Annotated in this window: 15 protein-coding genes; 13 read left to right on the top strand and 2 right to left on the bottom strand. The window is 73.1% G+C overall.

The features are described from left to right. Window positions 1–10: 10 nt before the first annotated feature. The 11 genes from ACIRRS_RS34675 to ACIRRS_RS34625 all read left to right on the top strand — a co-directional run bounded on the left by ACIRRS_RS34675 (window position 11) and on the right by ACIRRS_RS34625 (window position 11,152). Window positions 11–736 carry an HAD family hydrolase gene (locus ACIRRS_RS34675; protein WP_402979744.1) on the top strand — a complete coding sequence of 242 codons (726 nt, stop codon included), beginning with the start codon at window positions 11–13 and terminating at the stop codon, window positions 734–736. 31 nt (window positions 737–767) lie between these two features. Next, window positions 768–1,223 carry a discoidin domain-containing protein gene (locus ACIRRS_RS34670; RefSeq protein ID WP_402979742.1) on the top strand — a complete coding sequence of 152 codons (456 nt, stop codon included), beginning with the start codon at window positions 768–770 and terminating at the stop codon, window positions 1,221–1,223. Between the two features lie 62 nt (window positions 1,224–1,285). Next, window positions 1,286–1,717 carry a cupin domain-containing protein gene (locus tag ACIRRS_RS34665; RefSeq protein WP_402979739.1) on the top strand — a complete coding sequence of 144 codons (432 nt, stop codon included), beginning with the start codon at window positions 1,286–1,288 and terminating at the stop codon, window positions 1,715–1,717. A gap of 1 nt (window position 1,718) precedes the next feature. Continuing rightward, on the top strand, window positions 1,719–3,074 hold the full coding sequence (locus ACIRRS_RS34660; RefSeq protein ID WP_402979736.1) for an aminotransferase class III-fold pyridoxal phosphate-dependent enzyme: 1,356 nt from the start codon (window positions 1,719–1,721) through the stop codon (window positions 3,072–3,074). Between the two features lie 49 nt (window positions 3,075–3,123). Next, window positions 3,124–4,470, top strand: a complete 1,347-nt coding sequence (locus tag ACIRRS_RS34655; protein ID WP_402979733.1) for an acetyl-CoA carboxylase biotin carboxylase subunit family protein — start codon at window positions 3,124–3,126, stop codon at window positions 4,468–4,470. A 60-nt stretch (window positions 4,471–4,530) separates the two neighbouring features. Next, window positions 4,531–5,646 (top strand): Ldh family oxidoreductase, encoded by a 1,116-nt coding sequence (locus ACIRRS_RS34650; RefSeq protein WP_402979730.1) that lies wholly within the window; start codon window positions 4,531–4,533, stop codon window positions 5,644–5,646. Window positions 5,647–5,684: 38 nt separating this feature from the next. Further along, window positions 5,685–6,080, top strand: a complete 396-nt coding sequence (locus ACIRRS_RS34645) for a VOC family protein (RefSeq protein WP_402979728.1) — start codon at window positions 5,685–5,687, stop codon at window positions 6,078–6,080. Between the two features lie 103 nt (window positions 6,081–6,183). Next, window positions 6,184–6,999 (top strand): class I SAM-dependent methyltransferase, encoded by an 816-nt coding sequence (locus ACIRRS_RS34640; RefSeq protein WP_402979726.1) that lies wholly within the window; start codon window positions 6,184–6,186, stop codon window positions 6,997–6,999. 178 nt (window positions 7,000–7,177) lie between these two features. Further along, window positions 7,178–8,422: an Nramp family divalent metal transporter gene (locus ACIRRS_RS34635; protein ID WP_402979724.1), complete on the top strand. Its 1,245-nt coding sequence runs from the start codon at window positions 7,178–7,180 to the stop codon at window positions 8,420–8,422. Between the two features lie 98 nt (window positions 8,423–8,520). Next, complete coding sequence (locus ACIRRS_RS34630) at window positions 8,521–9,744, top strand: MFS transporter (RefSeq protein WP_402979722.1); 1,224 nt, start codon at window positions 8,521–8,523, stop codon at window positions 9,742–9,744. A 223-nt stretch (window positions 9,745–9,967) separates the two neighbouring features. Further along, the gene (locus ACIRRS_RS34625; protein ID WP_402979719.1) at window positions 9,968–11,152 is read left to right on the top strand and encodes a S1 family peptidase; all 1,185 of its coding nucleotides are present in this window, start codon (window positions 9,968–9,970) and stop codon (window positions 11,150–11,152) included. Between the two features lie 6 nt (window positions 11,153–11,158). Here ACIRRS_RS34625 and ACIRRS_RS34620 read toward each other — a convergent pair whose 3' ends face one another. Next, complete coding sequence (locus ACIRRS_RS34620) at window positions 11,159–12,361, bottom strand: ROK family protein (protein WP_402979716.1); 1,203 nt, start codon at window positions 12,359–12,361, stop codon at window positions 11,159–11,161. Between the two features lie 266 nt (window positions 12,362–12,627). Here ACIRRS_RS34620 and ACIRRS_RS34615 point away from each other — a divergent pair, with 266 nt between their 5' ends. Further along, a complete protein-coding gene (locus ACIRRS_RS34615) occupies window positions 12,628–14,325 on the top strand; it encodes a SpoIIE family protein phosphatase (protein WP_402979713.1) in 1,698 nt (565 codons plus the stop codon). A 69-nt stretch (window positions 14,326–14,394) separates the two neighbouring features. On the opposite strand, the gene ACIRRS_RS34610 is transcribed toward ACIRRS_RS34615, so the two are convergent. Further along, window positions 14,395–14,766, bottom strand: coding sequence for a hypothetical protein (locus ACIRRS_RS34610; protein WP_402979710.1), 372 nt, complete (start codon window positions 14,764–14,766; stop codon window positions 14,395–14,397). Between the two features lie 235 nt (window positions 14,767–15,001). Here ACIRRS_RS34610 and ACIRRS_RS34605 point away from each other — a divergent pair, with 235 nt between their 5' ends. Then, window positions 15,002–16,618 carry an LCP family protein gene (locus ACIRRS_RS34605; RefSeq protein WP_402979708.1) on the top strand — a complete coding sequence of 539 codons (1,617 nt, stop codon included), beginning with the start codon at window positions 15,002–15,004 and terminating at the stop codon, window positions 16,616–16,618. Window positions 16,619–16,791: the final 173 nt, after the last annotated feature.

Genomic DNA, 16,791 nt, shown 5'->3' with positions numbered 1-16,791 from the left:
TCATCAAATAGTGGCGCGAGTCGATCCCAGCGGAAGGGGAAGAACAATTCACGCGCTCCAAGGAGTCTGCTTCGACCTGTTCTCGACACTGGTCCACCGGAAGCCGGGAAATCCGTTCTTCCGTGGCGTCGCCGACGACCTCGGCCTGGACCTCGAAGCGTGGAGGCAGGCCTACGACGATTTGCACGACGAGACCATGGCGGGAGTCGTTCCGGGCATCGTGGAACGCATCTCGCTGGCCGCCAAGGCCACCGGTGTGCACTGCCCCCAGGAGGCGGTGCGCGCCGCCGTCACACGCCACTTCCCCGGCATGGTGGCGAGCTTCGAGACCGATGCGCAGGCCGTGCCGCTGCTGGACCACCTGCGCAGGCGGGGGCTGGTCCTGGGGCTGGTGTCGAACGCCTCCGACCACGCCGAGTGGATATTCGACCGGCTGGACCTGCGGAAGCACTTCGACGTCACGGTCTTCTCCCACCAGGTCAAGGCCCTCAAGCCCCAGCCGGAGATCTACCTGCACGCCACCGATCAGCTGGGGGTCTCGGGCCAGTCCTGCGCCTTCGTCGGTGACGGTCAGCACCACGAGCTCGCGGGCGCCCGCCGTGTGGGCATGGCGACCATCCTGCTCGACCGCGGCCTGGCACACACCGAGGAGGCCCGGTCCGAGGCGGACATCGTCCTCGACGACCTCGCCGACGTGCCGAACGCCCTCGACGAACTGAGCGCCTCCCGCCCCTGACCCCGGCCCGAACCGGAGAAGGAAGATCGTCATGACCGAGAACCAGCTCCGCCCCATCACCGGCTGCCGCGTCACCGACTCGTCCGGATGCCACCGGTACGACTTCTGGAACGAGCAGTTCCTCTTCGACGGGAGCCCTCACACCGGCTGGGGCTCCCCCAGCCGCAACACCTCCCAGCCCGAGTACCTGGACATCGACCTCGGCGGCGCGCGCCTGCCGCTGGCGATCCGCCTCCAGCGGCGCCCCGTCCCGGTGATCGGGACCGGATTCCCCGTCGCGCTGCAGGTCATCGCCTACCCCGAGCAGGGCGGCGAGACGACGGTCCTCACCGCGAAGGACATCGACGTCGCGGCCGGCGAGTGGTTCGAGGGAGAGCTCGAACCGGTGACGACCCGGCGCATCCGGGTGGTGACCGGCGGCGTGGCCATCCGTCCCAGCGGCAAGTACTTCACCCAGATCATGCAGCTGCAGGTCCTCGAAGCGTGACCGGAGCGCTCCTCCGGGATCCACGGCCACATCGGAAGTTCCCCCGTGAGAAAGGGAAGTCAATGGTTCTTCGTACTGTCGCGGTACCGACGGAGCCCGTCTCCGACCCCGTGCCGCGCAAGCTGGGTCTGTGGGCGAGCGCACGGCTGCAGGCGTCCGCCTGGCGGCTCAGCCCCGGTCAGGACATCTCCGCGCGCATGCACCCCCAGGCCGACGGGATGTTCCTGATCGTCCAGGGCCGCGGCGAGTTCCAGGTCTTCGACGGGCAGGAGCCCGAGGCGGCGGGAGCCTACGTCCCGTCCGCGCACTACCCCCTGGACGCGCCGCCCAAGCGGCCGCTGCCCGAGCCGGACCGCTCGGCCGTCGAGGCGGGCACGGTGTGCCTGGCGCCGGCGGGCCTGTTCTACGGGTTGGTCAACACCGGCGAGGAGCAGCTGGTGGCCGTCGCGGTGACCGCCTCGGACACCAGCGGCACCGCCTGGACGGTCCGCTGACATGGCGCCCACGAACGAAGGTCTGACCGTCGACGGGCCCGCCCTCGGCGCCTTCGCGCCGTACGGGGACGAGGACGACGCCTGGGTTCTCGACACGCTCCGACGCCACGAGCCGGCCACCATGCACACCCAGCACCCGGTGGTGTGGGAACGTGCCAGCGGCAGCCGCGTCTTCAATCGGGAGGGCCGCTCATGGCTCGACTGGACCAGCGGGATCCTCACGGCGAACGCCGGACACGCGCGCCCCGACGTCGTCAACGCGATCATCGAGCAGGCCAGGCAGGGCCTGCTGCACGCGTACATGTTCCCGACGCGGGTCCGCGCCCGGACGGTTCGGGCGCTGTCGGAGCTCTCCGGCTTCCCCCAATCGGTCCTCTACACCACCGGGGCCGAGGCCGTCGAGGGCGCCCTGAAGATCTCCAGTCGTCATGCGATGGCCCGCCCCGGCCGGGTGCCGGGCGGCCGCCCCTCCGTCGTCGTCACCTTCGAGGGCGCCTTCCACGGCCGCACCCTCGGAGCCCAGCTGTCCGGGGGGCTGGCGGCGCAGCGGGACTGGGCGCCGGAGCTGGACGAGGTGTTCGTGCGTGTGCCCTTCCCGGCACGCGGCGAGGCCTGGAGCACCGATCTCATCGACGCCGCGGTGAGCAGGGCCGGTGCGCAACCCCGGGACGTGGCATGCGTCCTGGGCGAGATCTACCAGGGTTCGACCCTGCGGCAGCTCGACCCGGCGGCCGCCCGGGATCTGCGGGAGTGGTGCACCCGGCAGGGCGCGCTCCTCGTCTTCGACGAGATCCAGTCGGGCTTCGGGCGTACGGGCACGCTCTTCGCCCATGAGCACGTCGGTGTCCGCCCGGACCTCCTCCTGGTGGCCAAGGGCCTGTCGGGTTCGCTGCCGGTCTCGGCGGTGCTGATCGGCGACGAAGGCTTCACGGAGAACGTGCGTCCGGGGGAGCTGACGAGCACTCACAGCGGCAACCCCGTCGCGCTCGCGGCCGCGGAGGCCAACCTCGCCCTCTACGCGGACGGACGGCTGGTGGCCGAGGCCGCACTGCGCGGCCGCCAACTCACCGAAGGGCTGACCGACTGGGCGGCCCGCCTGCCCCGCAGGCGCCGGGTCGTGGGGGCGATGGGCCTGGTCGCCGGTGTCGCGTGCACCGGGGAGGACGGGGCGCTCGATCCGGACACGTCCAAGCGTCTGGCGGCCGAGTGCGTCGAACGCGGCCTGCTGGTGTGCGTGCCGTCCACGCTCGGCGGGGCCATGTTGAAGATCATGCCGCCGGTCACCACCTCGAAGGACGAACTCGCCGAGGCGCTGGCGCTGTTCGACGCCGCCGCCGATGCCGTCCAGGCCGGCTGACGCCGCGGTACCCGTCACCGATTCCACAACGAGAGGGATGTGCATTCCCGTGGGTGCAGGCGCACAGCAGCCGGCGTTCATCATCTTCAGCGACCTTTCCAAGATCGGCCCGTCCCTGACCGAGTTGCGCGAGCGCGGCTTCGCGGTTCTGGCCGTCTCCCAGAAGCAGGGCTCGGCCATGGTGCAGAAGGGCATCGAGCTCCTCGGCACGCCCGGTCACCCGTTCGCCGATCTCGCCGAGGTCAGCCTGCGCGACGCCACGGACATCAGCGGCATCGCCGACCAGGCGTCGCGTTGGGCCGGGCGGTACGACGTGCGGGGCGTTCTCGTCAACGCCGAGGTCTACGTGGACGCCGGCCAGGTCGTCGCCGACATGCTCGGCCTGCCGAACCCGGGCTGGCGGGCCTCGACGGTGTGCCGCAACAAGCTCCTGCAACGCCGCTACCTGAGCGCGTGGAGCCCCGTGTCGGTCCTGGTCACCGTCCCCGCGGGCGGGGTGGCGAACCGCTCGGAGGCCCAGGAGCTGGCCTCCGAGTACACGGGCCCGTTCCCGGTGGCGATCAAACCGCTGGACCGCGAGTCCAGCATCGGGGTGCGGGTCCTCGAGAACGGTTCGGCCCTGGCCGACGCGCTTGCCGCCCAGGCGCCGGGCAGCCGTCTGCTGGTCGAGGAGCGGGTCCGGGGACGCGAGTTCAACGTCGACACGCTGGTGGGCGACGGGAAGCCGATCGTCACCCTGCTCACGCAGAAGGGCACCAACGAGGACTCGACCGAGTTCTTCGTGGAACTGGTGCACACCACGCCGCCCGCGAACCTGAGCGAGCACGAGACCGCGCTGATCACCGAGGCCCAACTGGCCGTCGTGGACCGCCTCGGGTTCGAGAACGGCTACGCGCACGCGGAGTACCGCATCACCGACGACGGGCGGGTGCTCCTGATGGAGATCGCGGCGCGCGCCCCGGGCGACGGCTGCCTGCACCTGTACCACCTCGCGACCGGCAGGCCCGTCGAGCCGGTTCTCATCGACATCGCCCTGGGGCGACCCACCGAGTACCCGGCCGTGTTCCGGCGCCGCGGCCGACAGGTCTACTTCGAGCACACACCCGGGGTCCTGCGCGACGTCGAGACACAGGGGCTCGGAGGGATCACGCCCCGGTGGCTGGCGGACACCACGGGAATCTGGCCGGAGCTGACCGCCGCCGAGGCCAACGCCCCGGCCACGGTGCACGAGCTGTTCGTGATCAAGCCGCGCGGCTTCGTGCTGGAGCGTCTCACCGAGTCCTCGAACCGGGCGGTCACCGCGATCTTCGACGTGCCGATCGACGGCGACATCGACGCCGAGGAGGCACGGATCCGCCGGGCCGTCACGATCGAGACCGGGCCGGTGGCCGGCTGACATGCCCGCCACGCCGCATTCCGTCACCCGTCTTCCACCCGATCGGACAGGAGGTCCGCCATGGAGTCCGTGGAGAGCCGCCAGGAACGGCACCGGCTCGTCGACGCCGACGAACTGACGCGGTTCGCCGTGGACGCGCTGTGCGCGGCGGGCGCGTCCCACGGTGAGGCGGCGGTGACCGCCGAGGTGCTCGTCGCCGCCGACCTGGGCGGGGTCGAGAGCCACGGGGTCGCCCGGCTGCGCCGCTACGTCGAGGGGCTCCGCAGCGGGGCCATCAACCGGCACGGGGAGGCGGAGATCGTGTCCGACCGGGGCAGTGTGTGCGTCCTGGACGCGCGCAACGGTCTGGGGCAGCCGGCCCTGTGCACGGCCGTCGACCTGGCCGTCGACCGTGCCCGCCGGTTCGGCACCTCGGCGGTCATGGTCCGTCGTTCCAACCACATGGGCATCGCCGGCTGGTTCGCCGAACGGGCGGCCCGGGCGGGCACGTTCGCCATGGTCTCCACCAACGCCGTCCCCCAGGTGGCCCCGATGGGCACCAACGAGCCCATGTTCGGGACCAACCCGTTCTGCTACGCCGTGCCCGCCGAGGACGACGTCCTGTGCTTCGACGGTGCCACCAGCACGGTCTCCCGGGGCAAGCTGGAGCAGTTGGACCGCCTCGGCGAACCGATGCGGCCCGGCTGGGCCCTGGGGCCGGACGGCTCCGCCACCACGGACATCCCCGCGACCGTGGAGGGCCTGATCCACCGGAAGGGGTACGCGCTGCTGCCCCTCGGCGGCGGCGACCAGGGCCACGGCGGGCACAAGGGGTCGGCGCTCTCCCTGTTCGTCGAGCTCCTGTGCGGGCCGCTGGCCGGCGCGCGGTGGAGCCGTCACACCTATCAGGACGGCGAAGGCGGGCTCGGCCACTTCGTGTTCTGCCTCAGCCTGGAGGCCCTCGGGGGCTCCGACACCATCCGCGCCGACGTCGACCGGCTGGCCCGCGAGGTCAGGGGGGCCGCCCCGGTCGACCGTGACACACCCGTCCGCGTTCCCGGTGACCGGCGCCGCCGGCTCAGCGGTGCGCGCCGTACCCACGGCGTTCCGGTCCTGGACTCCGTGCTCGCCGATCTCCACGACATCGCCCGGTTCGTCGGCGTCACGCCGGTCCGTGCCCGGCACGCGGGCGGCTGACCCCCCGGCAGCACCCCGTTCCCCTACAGGAGGTTCCCATGAAGTACGAACGGCTCGACCACACCGTCCTGACCGTCAACGACATCGACGCCACCCTGGACTTCTACAGCCGAGTCCTCGGCATGGAGGTCGTCACGTTCAGCATGCTCGTCAACGACCGCAAGGCCCTCCGGTTCGGCAACACCAAGATCAACCTGCACGAGGTCGGCAAGGAGATCGCTCCGCACGCCGCGCGTCCCGGACCGGGCACCGAGCACCTGTGCTTCATCGTGTCGGACCCCATCGAGGAGGTCGTCGCGCACCTGGAGACGCAGAACGCGGTGATCGAGTCCGGGCCCGTGGAGCGGGTGGGCGTTCTGGGCCCGATCAACAGCGTGTACGTCCGCGACCCGGACGGGAACCTGCTCGAACTCAGCAACCACGTCGAGCGCTGACACCCGGCCCGTCGCACGGTGCCCGGCGCGCTGCGTCCGTTCGACGTCGCGCGCCGGGCGCCCCGTCCCCCGCAAGCGAACCGGAACCCCACGGAGGAGCACGATGTCGCACCACGACCCGAACGGGGCGTTCTACGACGGCCTGGCCGAGAACTACCACCGCATGTACGACGACTGGTGGGCCTTCGCCACCGACTACACCGAAGTCCTCGCCGAGTTGCTGGCCGCCGAGGGCGTCAAGCCCCCCGCCGAGATCCTGGACGTGACCTGCGGCATCGGCACGCAGGCACTGCCGCTGGCCGCGAAGGGCTACCGGGTGACCGGGTCGGACCTCAGCGAGCGTGCTGTCCAGCGCGCCCGCCGCGAGGCCGCGGCCCGTGGGCTGGACGTCGAGTTCGTCACCGGTGACGTGCGTCGTGTCGCCGACCACGGGAGCCGTGACTACGACGCCGCCATCTCGGGCAGCAACTCGCTGACGCACCTGCTCACCGACGACGACCTGAGGCAGGCGCTGACCTCGGTACACCGCCGCCTGCGCCCCGGAGGCGTCTTCCTGGCGACCATCCGCGACTACGACCAGCTCGCGGGCGAGAACGTCCAGGGGCTGGTCCCGGAGGCGTTCGGCAGCGGGGACGAGCGCAGCATCGTCGTCCAGGCCTGGGACTGGGCCGATGACCGCCGGACCCTGACAACGCACCACATCCTGCTGCTCAAGAGGCAGAACCAGGAAGGGTGGGACACCTCGGTGCGCACCACCGACTACCGGGCCCTGACCCGGGCCGAGTTCGACGCCGCCCTGACCGCCACGGGTTTCGGCGACATCCGGTGGTTCCTCCCGGACCACCAGGATCCTCAAGGCGTGGCACCCGGGCACCGGAGCAGCTACTACCAGCCCGTCGTCGTGGCCCGGGCCACGTAGCGGGCCCGGAACCCGCCCGGGCGACCGCGCGTTCGTCCTCGGCCTCCGTCGTTTCCCCACCTTCGTCGCCCCCGCCGCGGGAGACCGCCGGCCGGGTTCTCGGGAACCGACGACGCGGGAAGGGGAGGGCGCGGCACCACGCCTTCCGGCTTCCACCACTCCTTGGGGTGAACCACCTGTGACGTCAGCCATCGCACCTCCCCGACAACCGGCCCCGCGGCGGATCCAGATGTACGGGCCGGCGTTCGTGGCGGCCATCGCCTACGTGGATCCGGGGAACGTCGCCACCAACTCCGCAGCGGGCTCCCAGTTCGGGTACCTGCTCCTGTGGGTCGTGATCGCGGCCAACGCCATGGCCGTTCCCGTGCAGACGCTGTCCGCCAAGCTCGGCCTGGCCACGGGGCAGGGCCTGCCCACCCTGTGCCGCCGCCGCTATCCCCGCCCGGTCGTGCTCCTCCTCTGGCTGCAGGCCGAGGGGGTCGCCATCGCCACCGACCTCGCCGAGGTGGTGGGCGGCGCGGTCGCCCTCGACCTGCTGTTCGGGCTGCCCCTGCCGCTCGGCGGACTCCTCACCGGCGCCGTCGCCTTCGCCCTGCTGGGCCTCGAATCGCGCGGTTACCGCCGCTTCGAGATCGTGACGGCCGGACTGCTCGCCGTGATCATCGCGGGATTCCTCCTGGAGACCGTGCTGGCCGGTGTCGACGTGAAGGGGATCACCGGCGGCACCGTACCCGCGTTCTCCGGGTCCCGGAGCGTGCTGCTGGCCGCCGGAATCCTCGGAGCGACCGTCATGCCACACGTCATCTACCTGCACTCCGACCTCACCGGTGCGCGCAGCAGAGCCCTGGGCGAGGATCTGCCGGACCTCGGGCGCCCGGGGCTCATGAAGACGGTGCGACGGGACGTCCTCGTGGCCCTGGGCCTGGCGGGCCTGGCCAACGCCGCCATGCTCATCGTCGCCGCCCGGCTCTTCCACCCGTCGGACCGCCCTGTGCTGAGCATCGACGACATGCACGCCGGCCTGGCCGACACGCTCGGCCCGGGCGCGGCGCTCGCCTTCGCGATCGCCCTGCTGGCCTCCGGATTCGCGTCGTCGTCCGTCGGCACCTACGCCGGCCAAGTGATCATGTCGGGCTTCCTCGACCGCTCCCTGCCCCTCGCCGCGCGCCGCGCGATCACACTGCTACCGAGCATGATCATCCTGTTCTCCGGCACGGATGCCACCACGGCCCTGGTGTGGTCGCAGGCCGTGCTCTCCTTCGGCATCCCGTTCGCCCTCGTCCCGCTGATCCTGCTGACCCGCGACCGGACGCTGATGGGCCCGCTGGCGAACCGGCCCGCGACCACGGCGGCGGCCTTCGTCATCACGGCCCTGGTGATCGGCCTGAACTTCTGCCTCATCGGCCGGACGTTGTGCGGCTAGGTGCGTTTCCGCTCCTCTCCTGCACATGGCTGGCTCTTGCTTGTAATATGCACAAAGCACAAGCAGTCCCTACAACTGCCCGGGATGCGGAGCTCACCTTGCCCCACCTGTTACCGGCTACCGGACCGCAACGAATCCTTGCCGCCTCGAACTTCGTCTACACCCTCGGCAGCGGCCTCTACCTGACCGCCGGCGTGCTCTACTTCACCGAGGCCGTCCACCTACCGGCTGCCCAGGTCGGTCTCGGCCTCGGCATCGCCGGGGCCGCCGCCCTCGCCGTCGGCATCGCGGTGGGCCACCTCGCGGACAGGCACGGGGCACGGGGCGTGTACCTCACGACGCTCGTCGTCCAGGCGCTCGCGACGACCGGCTTCCTGTTCGCGGACGGCTTCTGGCCCTTCGTGGTCGCAGTCTGCGCGGCCACCGGGGCGAAGAGCGCCGGTGTGGCCGCGCGCAGCCCGCTCATCCGACACCACGGAGGCGAACGGCCGCAGGAATTCCGCGCCTACCTGCGTGCCGTGACCAACATCGGCATCTCCCTGGGGGCCGTACTGGCCGGCTGGACCGTCCAGGTCGGCACCGTCGGCGCGTACCAACTCATGGTGGTCGGCAACGCCGTGGCGTTCGCGGCCTCCGCGGCCATCCTGCTCGGTCTGCGGCCCGTCACGCCCGAACCGCATGTCGGCGGCCCTCGCTGGATCGCCCTGAGGGACCGCCCCTACCTCGCGCTCACCGTCCTGGACGGCATCATGGCCATCCAGTTCAGGGTGCTCACCATCGCCGTGCCCCTGTGGCTGGTCGCCGAGACGACCACCCCCCACTGGCTCATCTCGGGCGCCATGATCCTCAACACCTCCATCGTCGTCACCTGTCAGGTCCGGGCCAGCCGCTCCATCGACAGCCCCGCGGCCGGCGCCGCCGCCTACCGCCGTGCCGGTTTCGCCTTCCTCCTCGCCTGCGTGCTGGTCTCGCTGTCCGGGGGCATCCCGGCCTGGGCCGCCGTGACGCTCATCCTGGCGGGAGTCGCCGTCCACACCGTCGGTGAACTGTGGCACTCCGCAGCGGGCTTCGAGATCTCCTTCGCCCTCGCTCCCCCGCACGCCACCGGCCAGTACCTCGGCGTCTTCGGCCTCGGCGCCGGACTGTCCGAAGCCGTCGGGCCCGCCCTGCTCATCTCGCTGTGCATCAGCTGGGGTCGCCCCGGCTGGTACGTCGTGGGCGCGCTGTTCGCCCTCACGGGCCTGGCCGCCCCCCTGGCCGTCCGCTGGGCGCAACGCCATCGGGAGGCCGGACAGCCGCACCTCGCGGGCGTGCCCGCCTGAGCGCGGGCGCTCGGACGAACGCGCCGACCCGCGCGGGCACCGTCCCGCACGGGTCGGCACTGATGATCCGTCACATCTCCTGACACGAGCGGTAGTCGACGGACCGAGACCTTCGGCGCCGAGGGGTATAGCGCGCGAGCGCGGGGCGTTTCGACATGTTCCGAGCGTCGCACCGGGCTGGCTACGGTTCCGGCAACCCCCACCCCGAGCGAGGAGATCCCCCATGCTCCGCATCCGTGCGCTCACGGTCGCCGCCGCCCTCGCGGGCGTCGTGCTGACCGCGGCTCCGGCCGTCAGCGCCCCGGCCCCCACCGGTGCTGACGAACCGTCCATCGCCGCCGCCCTGACCCTCTCCCCCGCCCACGTCCCGGCGCCGCCGGCACTGCTGCGGGCCTACCAGCGCGACCTCGGCCTCTCGCCGCAGGCCGCCGACCAGCGCCTGACCCGTGAGGCCAGGGCCTCCCAGGTGCGGGACGCGCTCTCCCGTACGCTGCAGGGCAGTTGGGCCGGCGCCTGGCTGGAGGGCCCGGACGCGACGCTGGTCGTGGCGACCACCGACGCCTCCGCCGCCCGGGCCGTCACCGCCCACGGCGGCCGGGCCAGCGTCGTGCGCCACGCCCTCTCCGCGCTCGACGACGCCAAGAAGGCGCTCGACCGGTCCTCCGACGCCTCCGCGCCCGAGGCCACGCCGCTCTGGTACGTCGACGTCAAGGCCAACACGGTCGTGGTGCAGTCCTCCGACGACGCCCGCACCGAGGCCTTCCTCCAGGAGTCCGGCGTGGACCGCTCGCTGGTCCGCGTCGAGCGGGCCACCGCCACCCCGCGCCCGCTGGCCGACCTGCGCGGCGGCGACGCGTACTACATCGACAACGCCGCCCGCTGCTCGATCGGCTTCCCCGTCACGCAGAACGGCCAACCCGGCTTCGTCAGCGCCGGCCACTGCGGCCAGCCCGGCTCCAACGCCACCGACGCGGGCGGCTCCTCGATCGGCACCTTCCAGGGCTCGACCTTCCCCGGCAACGACTACTCCTGGGTCGCGGCCAACCAGGGCTGGACGGCCCAGCCGCAGGTGAACGACTACGCGGGCGGCGTCGTGACGGTCTCCGGCTCCTCCGAGCAGTCGGTCGGCGGCTCGGTCTGCCGCTCCGGCTCGACCACCGGCTGGCACTGCGGCACCGTCGAGGAGCTCAACGCCACGGTCAACTACGCGGAGGGCAGCGTCTACGGCCTCACCCGCACCAACGTGTGCGCCGAACCGGGCGACTCCGGCGGGTCGTTCATCTCCGGCAACCAGGCCCAGGGCGTGACCTCGGGCGGCTCCGGCGACTGCTCCTCGGGAGGCGAGACGTACTTCCAGCCCGTCAACGCGATCCTGAGCACCTACGGCCTGACCCTCGCCACCGGCTGACCAGGCCTACCCGAGCCCCGACGTCCGACGCTCGAACACCTCCGGCCGGGCGGTCTCCAGTGCAGTGGCGACCGCGCCGAGGAGCACCGCGTCCTCCCCCAAGAGGCTCGCGGCGAGCGCCGGACGCATCGGGGTGAGCCGGTGCAGGGCCTGCTCCAGGGGTTCCAGGAGCAGGTCCGCGCTGGCGCCCAGGCCCCCGCCGAGCACCACCAGGTCCGGGTCGAGCACCGCCGAGAGCACGGCCACCGCGTAGGCCAGCCGCTCGGCCTCGCCCCGCACCGCCCGCACCGCCGCCGCGTCCCCGGCGCGGGCCCGCTCGAAGACCCGCTTCGCCGTGAGCCGCCCGGCGGAGCCCTCCATCCCGTGCTCCAGCGCGGACCGCACCACGGCCCCGGCGGCCGCCTCCTGCTCGATCGTCCGGGGCTCCCCCGCACCGGCGCCGGGCAGCGGCACCAGCCCGATCTCGCCGAGCGCGCCGTGCGCACCGAGCAGCGGCTCACCGTCCTTGACCACGCCCACGCCCAGCCCGGTGCCGACGAGCAGGTAGGCGAACATCCGGCTGCCCCGGCCCGCGCCGAGGGCGTACTCGCCCAGCGCCGCCAGGTTGGCGTCGTTGGCCACCGACACCTCCGTGCCCAGGCCCTCCCCGATCCGGTCGAACAGCCCCGGCCGCCCCCACCCCGGCAGGCTGGTGGCGTACCGGACCCCGCGCCGCTCGCCGTCCCACACCCCGGGGGTCCCGATGACCGCGTGCACCACGTTCCCGGCCGCCAGGCCCGCCTCCTCCATCGCCTCCCGCGCGGCGGCGACCACCGCGTCCGCGACGGCGACGGCCGAGCGGCCCCGGTTGGCGACGGACCGCCGGGCGACCACCTCACCGGACAGGTCCGCGACCGCCACCCGCAGCCGGGCCCGGCCGATGTCCACGCCGAGCACGTGCCCGGCGCCCGGTTCGACCTCGTACAGCACGGCCGTACGGCCCCGCTCCGGCGCGACCAGCCCGGCCTCGCGCACCAGCCCGGCCCGCTCCAGCGCCGCCAGCGCGGCGGAGACCGTCGGCTTCGACAGCCCCGTGTCCCGCGCCAGCTGCGCCCGGGAGGAGCCGCCGCCGGTGCGCAGCAGCTCCAGCAGCAGCCACTCGTTGTTGCTGCGCAGCCGCTGCCGGTTCCACGGCACCACCGGGGCCCCCGGCTGCGGGTGGCGGGTCATCGGTTCCTCCGGGTCTGGGCGGACGGCGGGCGGTGGTGCGGCAGGCGGTGGTGCGGCGAACAACCGTCCGGCGGGCGGTCGTCCGGGGAACGGTCGTGCGGGCGCGGACGGATCGCCGCCCAGTATGACCGGTGATCATCCGCGCTCCGACGCCGGATGCCCGTACCCGAGCGGTGCGGACGCGGAGTGTTACAACACCGCCTCCGCGCAGTCAAGCTTTCACCCTCCTGCGGGCGTGCCGCGCCCGGGCGCGTGATCATTGACCCATGCAGTTCCGGCACCGCAGAAGACGCTCCGCGTCACCAGGCCCCCGCTCCCTCGCGGAGACGGCCGCCGCCCTCGCGGCCTCCCTCGGTTCGGCCACGGAGGGTGACCGGAACGGGAACCCGGACTTCCTCCTGGACCTCCTGGCCGACGCCCCCGTGGGCCTCGCCCTGCTGGACGACCGGCTGCGCTGGCAGTACCTCAACCCGGCCTTCACCGCCGCCACCGGGCTGCGCCGCGCCGACCTGCTCGGCCGCCGCGCGGAGACCACCGCCTTCGCCGGGGCCGCGCCCCTGCTGCGCCGCGTGCTGGAGGACGGCCGGGACCGCGAGCACCACGCGGGCGGCGCCGAGGGCGCGGGCCCGCCCGTCCCGCCGGGCCTGCGGCTGCGCTACCGGGCGCTGCGCCGGGCCGGGCGCACCGCAGGCCTGGTCGTCGCCGTCCTCGACGAAGCACCCCGAACCCCGGCACCGGCACCGACCGGAGCCGAGGCCCGGCTCGCACTGCTGGAGGCCGCCGACGACCGGATCGGCACCACCGTCGACCTCGCGACCACCTGCGCCGAACTCGCCGCCTTCGCCGTGGACGGCCCCGCCGACCTCGCCGTGGTCGACGTCCTGCCGCCCGAGGCCGAGCCCGCCCGCCCCGGCCGGGGCACTCCGAGGCGTCTGCACCGCGCCGCCGTCGCCACCGGCCCCTCCCTGGAGCACCCCTGGGAGGTCGTCCGCCACCGCGAGGGCTCGGCCGCCGACCGCGCCCTGGCCACCGGCGTCGCCGTGATCGCCACCCCCGGCCCGCTGGACGCCCTGCCCGCCGGGGCGGACTCCCTGCTCGTGCTGCCGCTCGCCGCCCGGGGCCGGCTCGTCGGCCTGCTCACCCTCGGCCGCACCGCCGCCTCCCCCGCCTACACCCCCGGGGACGCCGCCCTGTTCGGCGCCTTCGCGGGCCGCGCCGCCACCGGCATCGACCACGCCCGCCACTACGCCCGCTCCCAGGGCATCGCCCTCGAACTCCAGCGGGCCCTGCTCAGCGAGCCCGGCAACCCGCACCAGAACCTCACCCTCGCCTCCCGCTACCTGCCCTCCGGCAGCAGCTCCGTGGTCGGCGGCGACTGGTACGAGACGGTGCGGCTGCCCTTCGGGCGGACCCTGCTCGCGATGGGCGACGTGATGGGGCACGGGGTCGAGGCCGCCGTCGACATGAGCCACTACCGCTCGGCGCTGCGCGACATCGCCGGGATGGACCTGCCCCCGCACCGCATCCTGCGCCAGCTCGACAACGTCATCTCCGCCGACGACACCGCCCGCCCGGCGACCTGCCTGCTGGCCCTCGCCGACCCGGGCCGGGGCCGCTGGACCCTCTCCAGCGCGGGCCACCTGCCGCCCGCCCTGATCGCGCCCGACCACCCCACCGAGCTGCTGCGCATCCCCACCGGCCCGCCGCTGGGCACCGGCCTGTGCGGGTACGAGCAGAGCACCCACCCGCTGGTCGACGGGCAGACGCTGCTCCTCTACACGGACGGCCTGGTCGAGCGCCGGGGCGAGGACATCGACACCTCGCTGGACCGGCTCGCCGCCCTGCGCCTGCCCGGAGCGGGCGACCTGGACGGGCTCCTCGACGCCGTCCTCCAGGGTCTGGCCGTCGGCGAGCCCGAGGACGACATCGCCCTGCTGGCCGCCCGGGCCACGCCCCGGGCCTGAACGGCGCCGAGGGCGGCCCCAGCCCCCAACCCCAGCCCTCAGGCCTCCTCAGGCCTCGGTCCTCAGGCCTCAGCGGCGGCCGAAGATCCGCTTCGCGAGGCGGACGATCCCCCAGATCAGCAGGATGACCAGCAGGATGAAGAGGATGACCACCACGAGCAGGAACTTGCCGAGCTTGGCGAAGAACCCGGACTTCTTCTTCTCCTTGGCCGCGAGGTGCGAGGCGGCGGCGCTCTCGCTCCGGCCGGCCTTCACGGTCTCGCCCGCCTGGAGGGCCTGACCCGTCCGCGCCTCGCCGCTGTTCCCGGCGACGGCGCCCGCGACTGCCGCGGGCCGGGTGGCGGCCACCGCCGTCGCGCTCGACGCCACGGCCATGAGGCCGGTGGCGGCCAGCAGTGCCACCAGGGCGCCGGCTGTCGAACGTGCGATCCGGTGAGTCATCGTGCTCCTCGTACGAGTCCGGAGCGGCGTCTCCGAGGCCACCTGACGGACCGGCCGATCACCTCGGCTGATCATCCGTCCAAGTGGTTTTCTCATCTGCGCCTAGTATGCTCCACTGAAGTTTTACACCCATGTAAAAGTTTAGCGATGGGCCTGCCAGGCTCGGCTCCGGCCCCACCACGTCGGCCCCACCGCTCGGGCCGGGGGTTCCGTGGCAACTGTGGAGGATGACGACGTGTCTGGTCGCCGGGGTTCCCCCGCACCCGAGAATTCGCCGAGCGAGCCCGGCGGACACCGGGCGGACCGTCGCAAAGCGGACAAGGGGACCGGCCGCGCCAAGCCCAGGCCGAAGCGCAGCACCAAGGAGAAGGTCCTCTGGGTCACCGCCGGCGCCACCGCCGTCCTCGTGATGGCCGGCGGTGCGGTCTACTACCGCCTCAACAGCAACATCACCACCTTCGACGGCGACGCCCTCAGCAAGGACCGCCCCGAGGCCTCCGCCCCGGACGCCCAGGGCCGCACCCCGGTGAACGTCCTGCTGATCGGCTCGGACAGCCGCGGCAACGGCAACAACGACCTCGGCGGCGGCGGTGACGGCGGCGCCCGCTCGGACACCGCGATCCTGCTGCACGTCTACGCCGACCACAAGCACGCCGTCGGCATCTCGATCCCCCGCGACTCCCTGGTCACCATCCCGCCGTGCAAGCTCCCCAACGGCAAGTGGACCAAGGAGCAGACCAATGTGATGTTCAACAGCGCCTTCTCGGTCGGCGACACCGAGACGGGCAACCCGGCCTGCAGCCAGAACGCCGTCGAGAAGCTGACCAACCTGCGCGTCGACCACACCATCGTCGTGGACTTCAACGGCTTCGCCTCGATGACCAAGGCCGTCGGCGGCGTCGAGGTCTGCCTGCCGAGCGACATCCACGAGGGCGACCTCAACCCGAACCTGGGCAGGAAGGGCAAGGTGCTCTTCAGCAAGGGAAAGCAGAAGGTCGAGGGGCAGGCCGCGCTCGACTACGTCCGGGTGCGCCACGGCATAGGCGACGGCTCCGACATCGGCCGCACCAAGCGCCAGCAGGCCTTCATGTCCTCCCTCATCAAGGAGGTCAAGTCGCGCGGCATGGACCCGACGACCCTGCTGCCGCTGGCCGACGCCGCCACCAAGTCCCTGACCGTCGACCCGGGCCTGGGCTCCGCCGCCAAGCTGATGTCCTTCGCCATGTCGGTCAAGGACGTCGACCTGCACGACATCAAGTTCCTCACCGCGCCCTGGCGTTACGAGGGCCCCCGGGTCGCCCTCGTCCACCCGGACATCGACCAGCTGTGGGCCGCGCTCAAGGCGGACCGCACCATCGACGGCCAGGACGCGAGCGCCCCCGCCCCGGCCGGGGACACGGCCGCGCCCACCGCCCCCGCCCAGACCAGCCCGCCCCCGGCCGCCCCGGCGGACCCGAAGGCCGCCGAGGTGAAGGTCACCGTCCTCAACGCCACCAGCGCCACGGGCCTGGGCGGCAAGGCCTCGGACGCCCTCAAGGCCGCCGGCTACACCGTCGCGAGCGTGGGCAACTCCCCCGGCAAGGCCCGGGCGACCACCGTCGTCGAGTACGGCACCGGCGAGAAGAGCGCCGCCGAGTCCGTCGCCAAGCTGTTCCCGGGCGCCACCGTCCAGCCGGGCGGCACGGCCAAGGGCGTCAGCGTGCTCCTCGGCCACGACTTCGCCGCCGCCAACCCGTCGGCCCCCGCCGCCGGTTCCGCCCCGGCCGGCGCCCCCGCTCCGCTGCCCAGCAGCGTCGCCGGCGCGGCCCGCTCGGCGGACGACGACCCCTGCGCCAACATCTCGTACGGCTGACGCCTGACGCGTGACGTACGACCGCGGGGGCCTGACGTACGACCGCGGGGGGGCCCCCGGGGGGGGCCCGGGGGGGCCCCCCCCCGCGGGCCCCCCGGGCCCCCGGTGGGGGCGCCCGGCGGGGCGAACCCCGAGGCCGCGGGGGCCGGCCGCGTGGAGGCCGGGGCCCGGGG

The sequence above is a fragment of the Kitasatospora sp. NPDC101183 genome, assembly GCF_044767945.1.
Taxonomy (GTDB): domain Bacteria; phylum Actinomycetota; class Actinomycetes; order Streptomycetales; family Streptomycetaceae; genus Kitasatospora.
The sequence above is the reverse complement of the archived record's forward strand: the minus strand, read 5'-3'. Positions and strand labels throughout refer to the sequence as shown.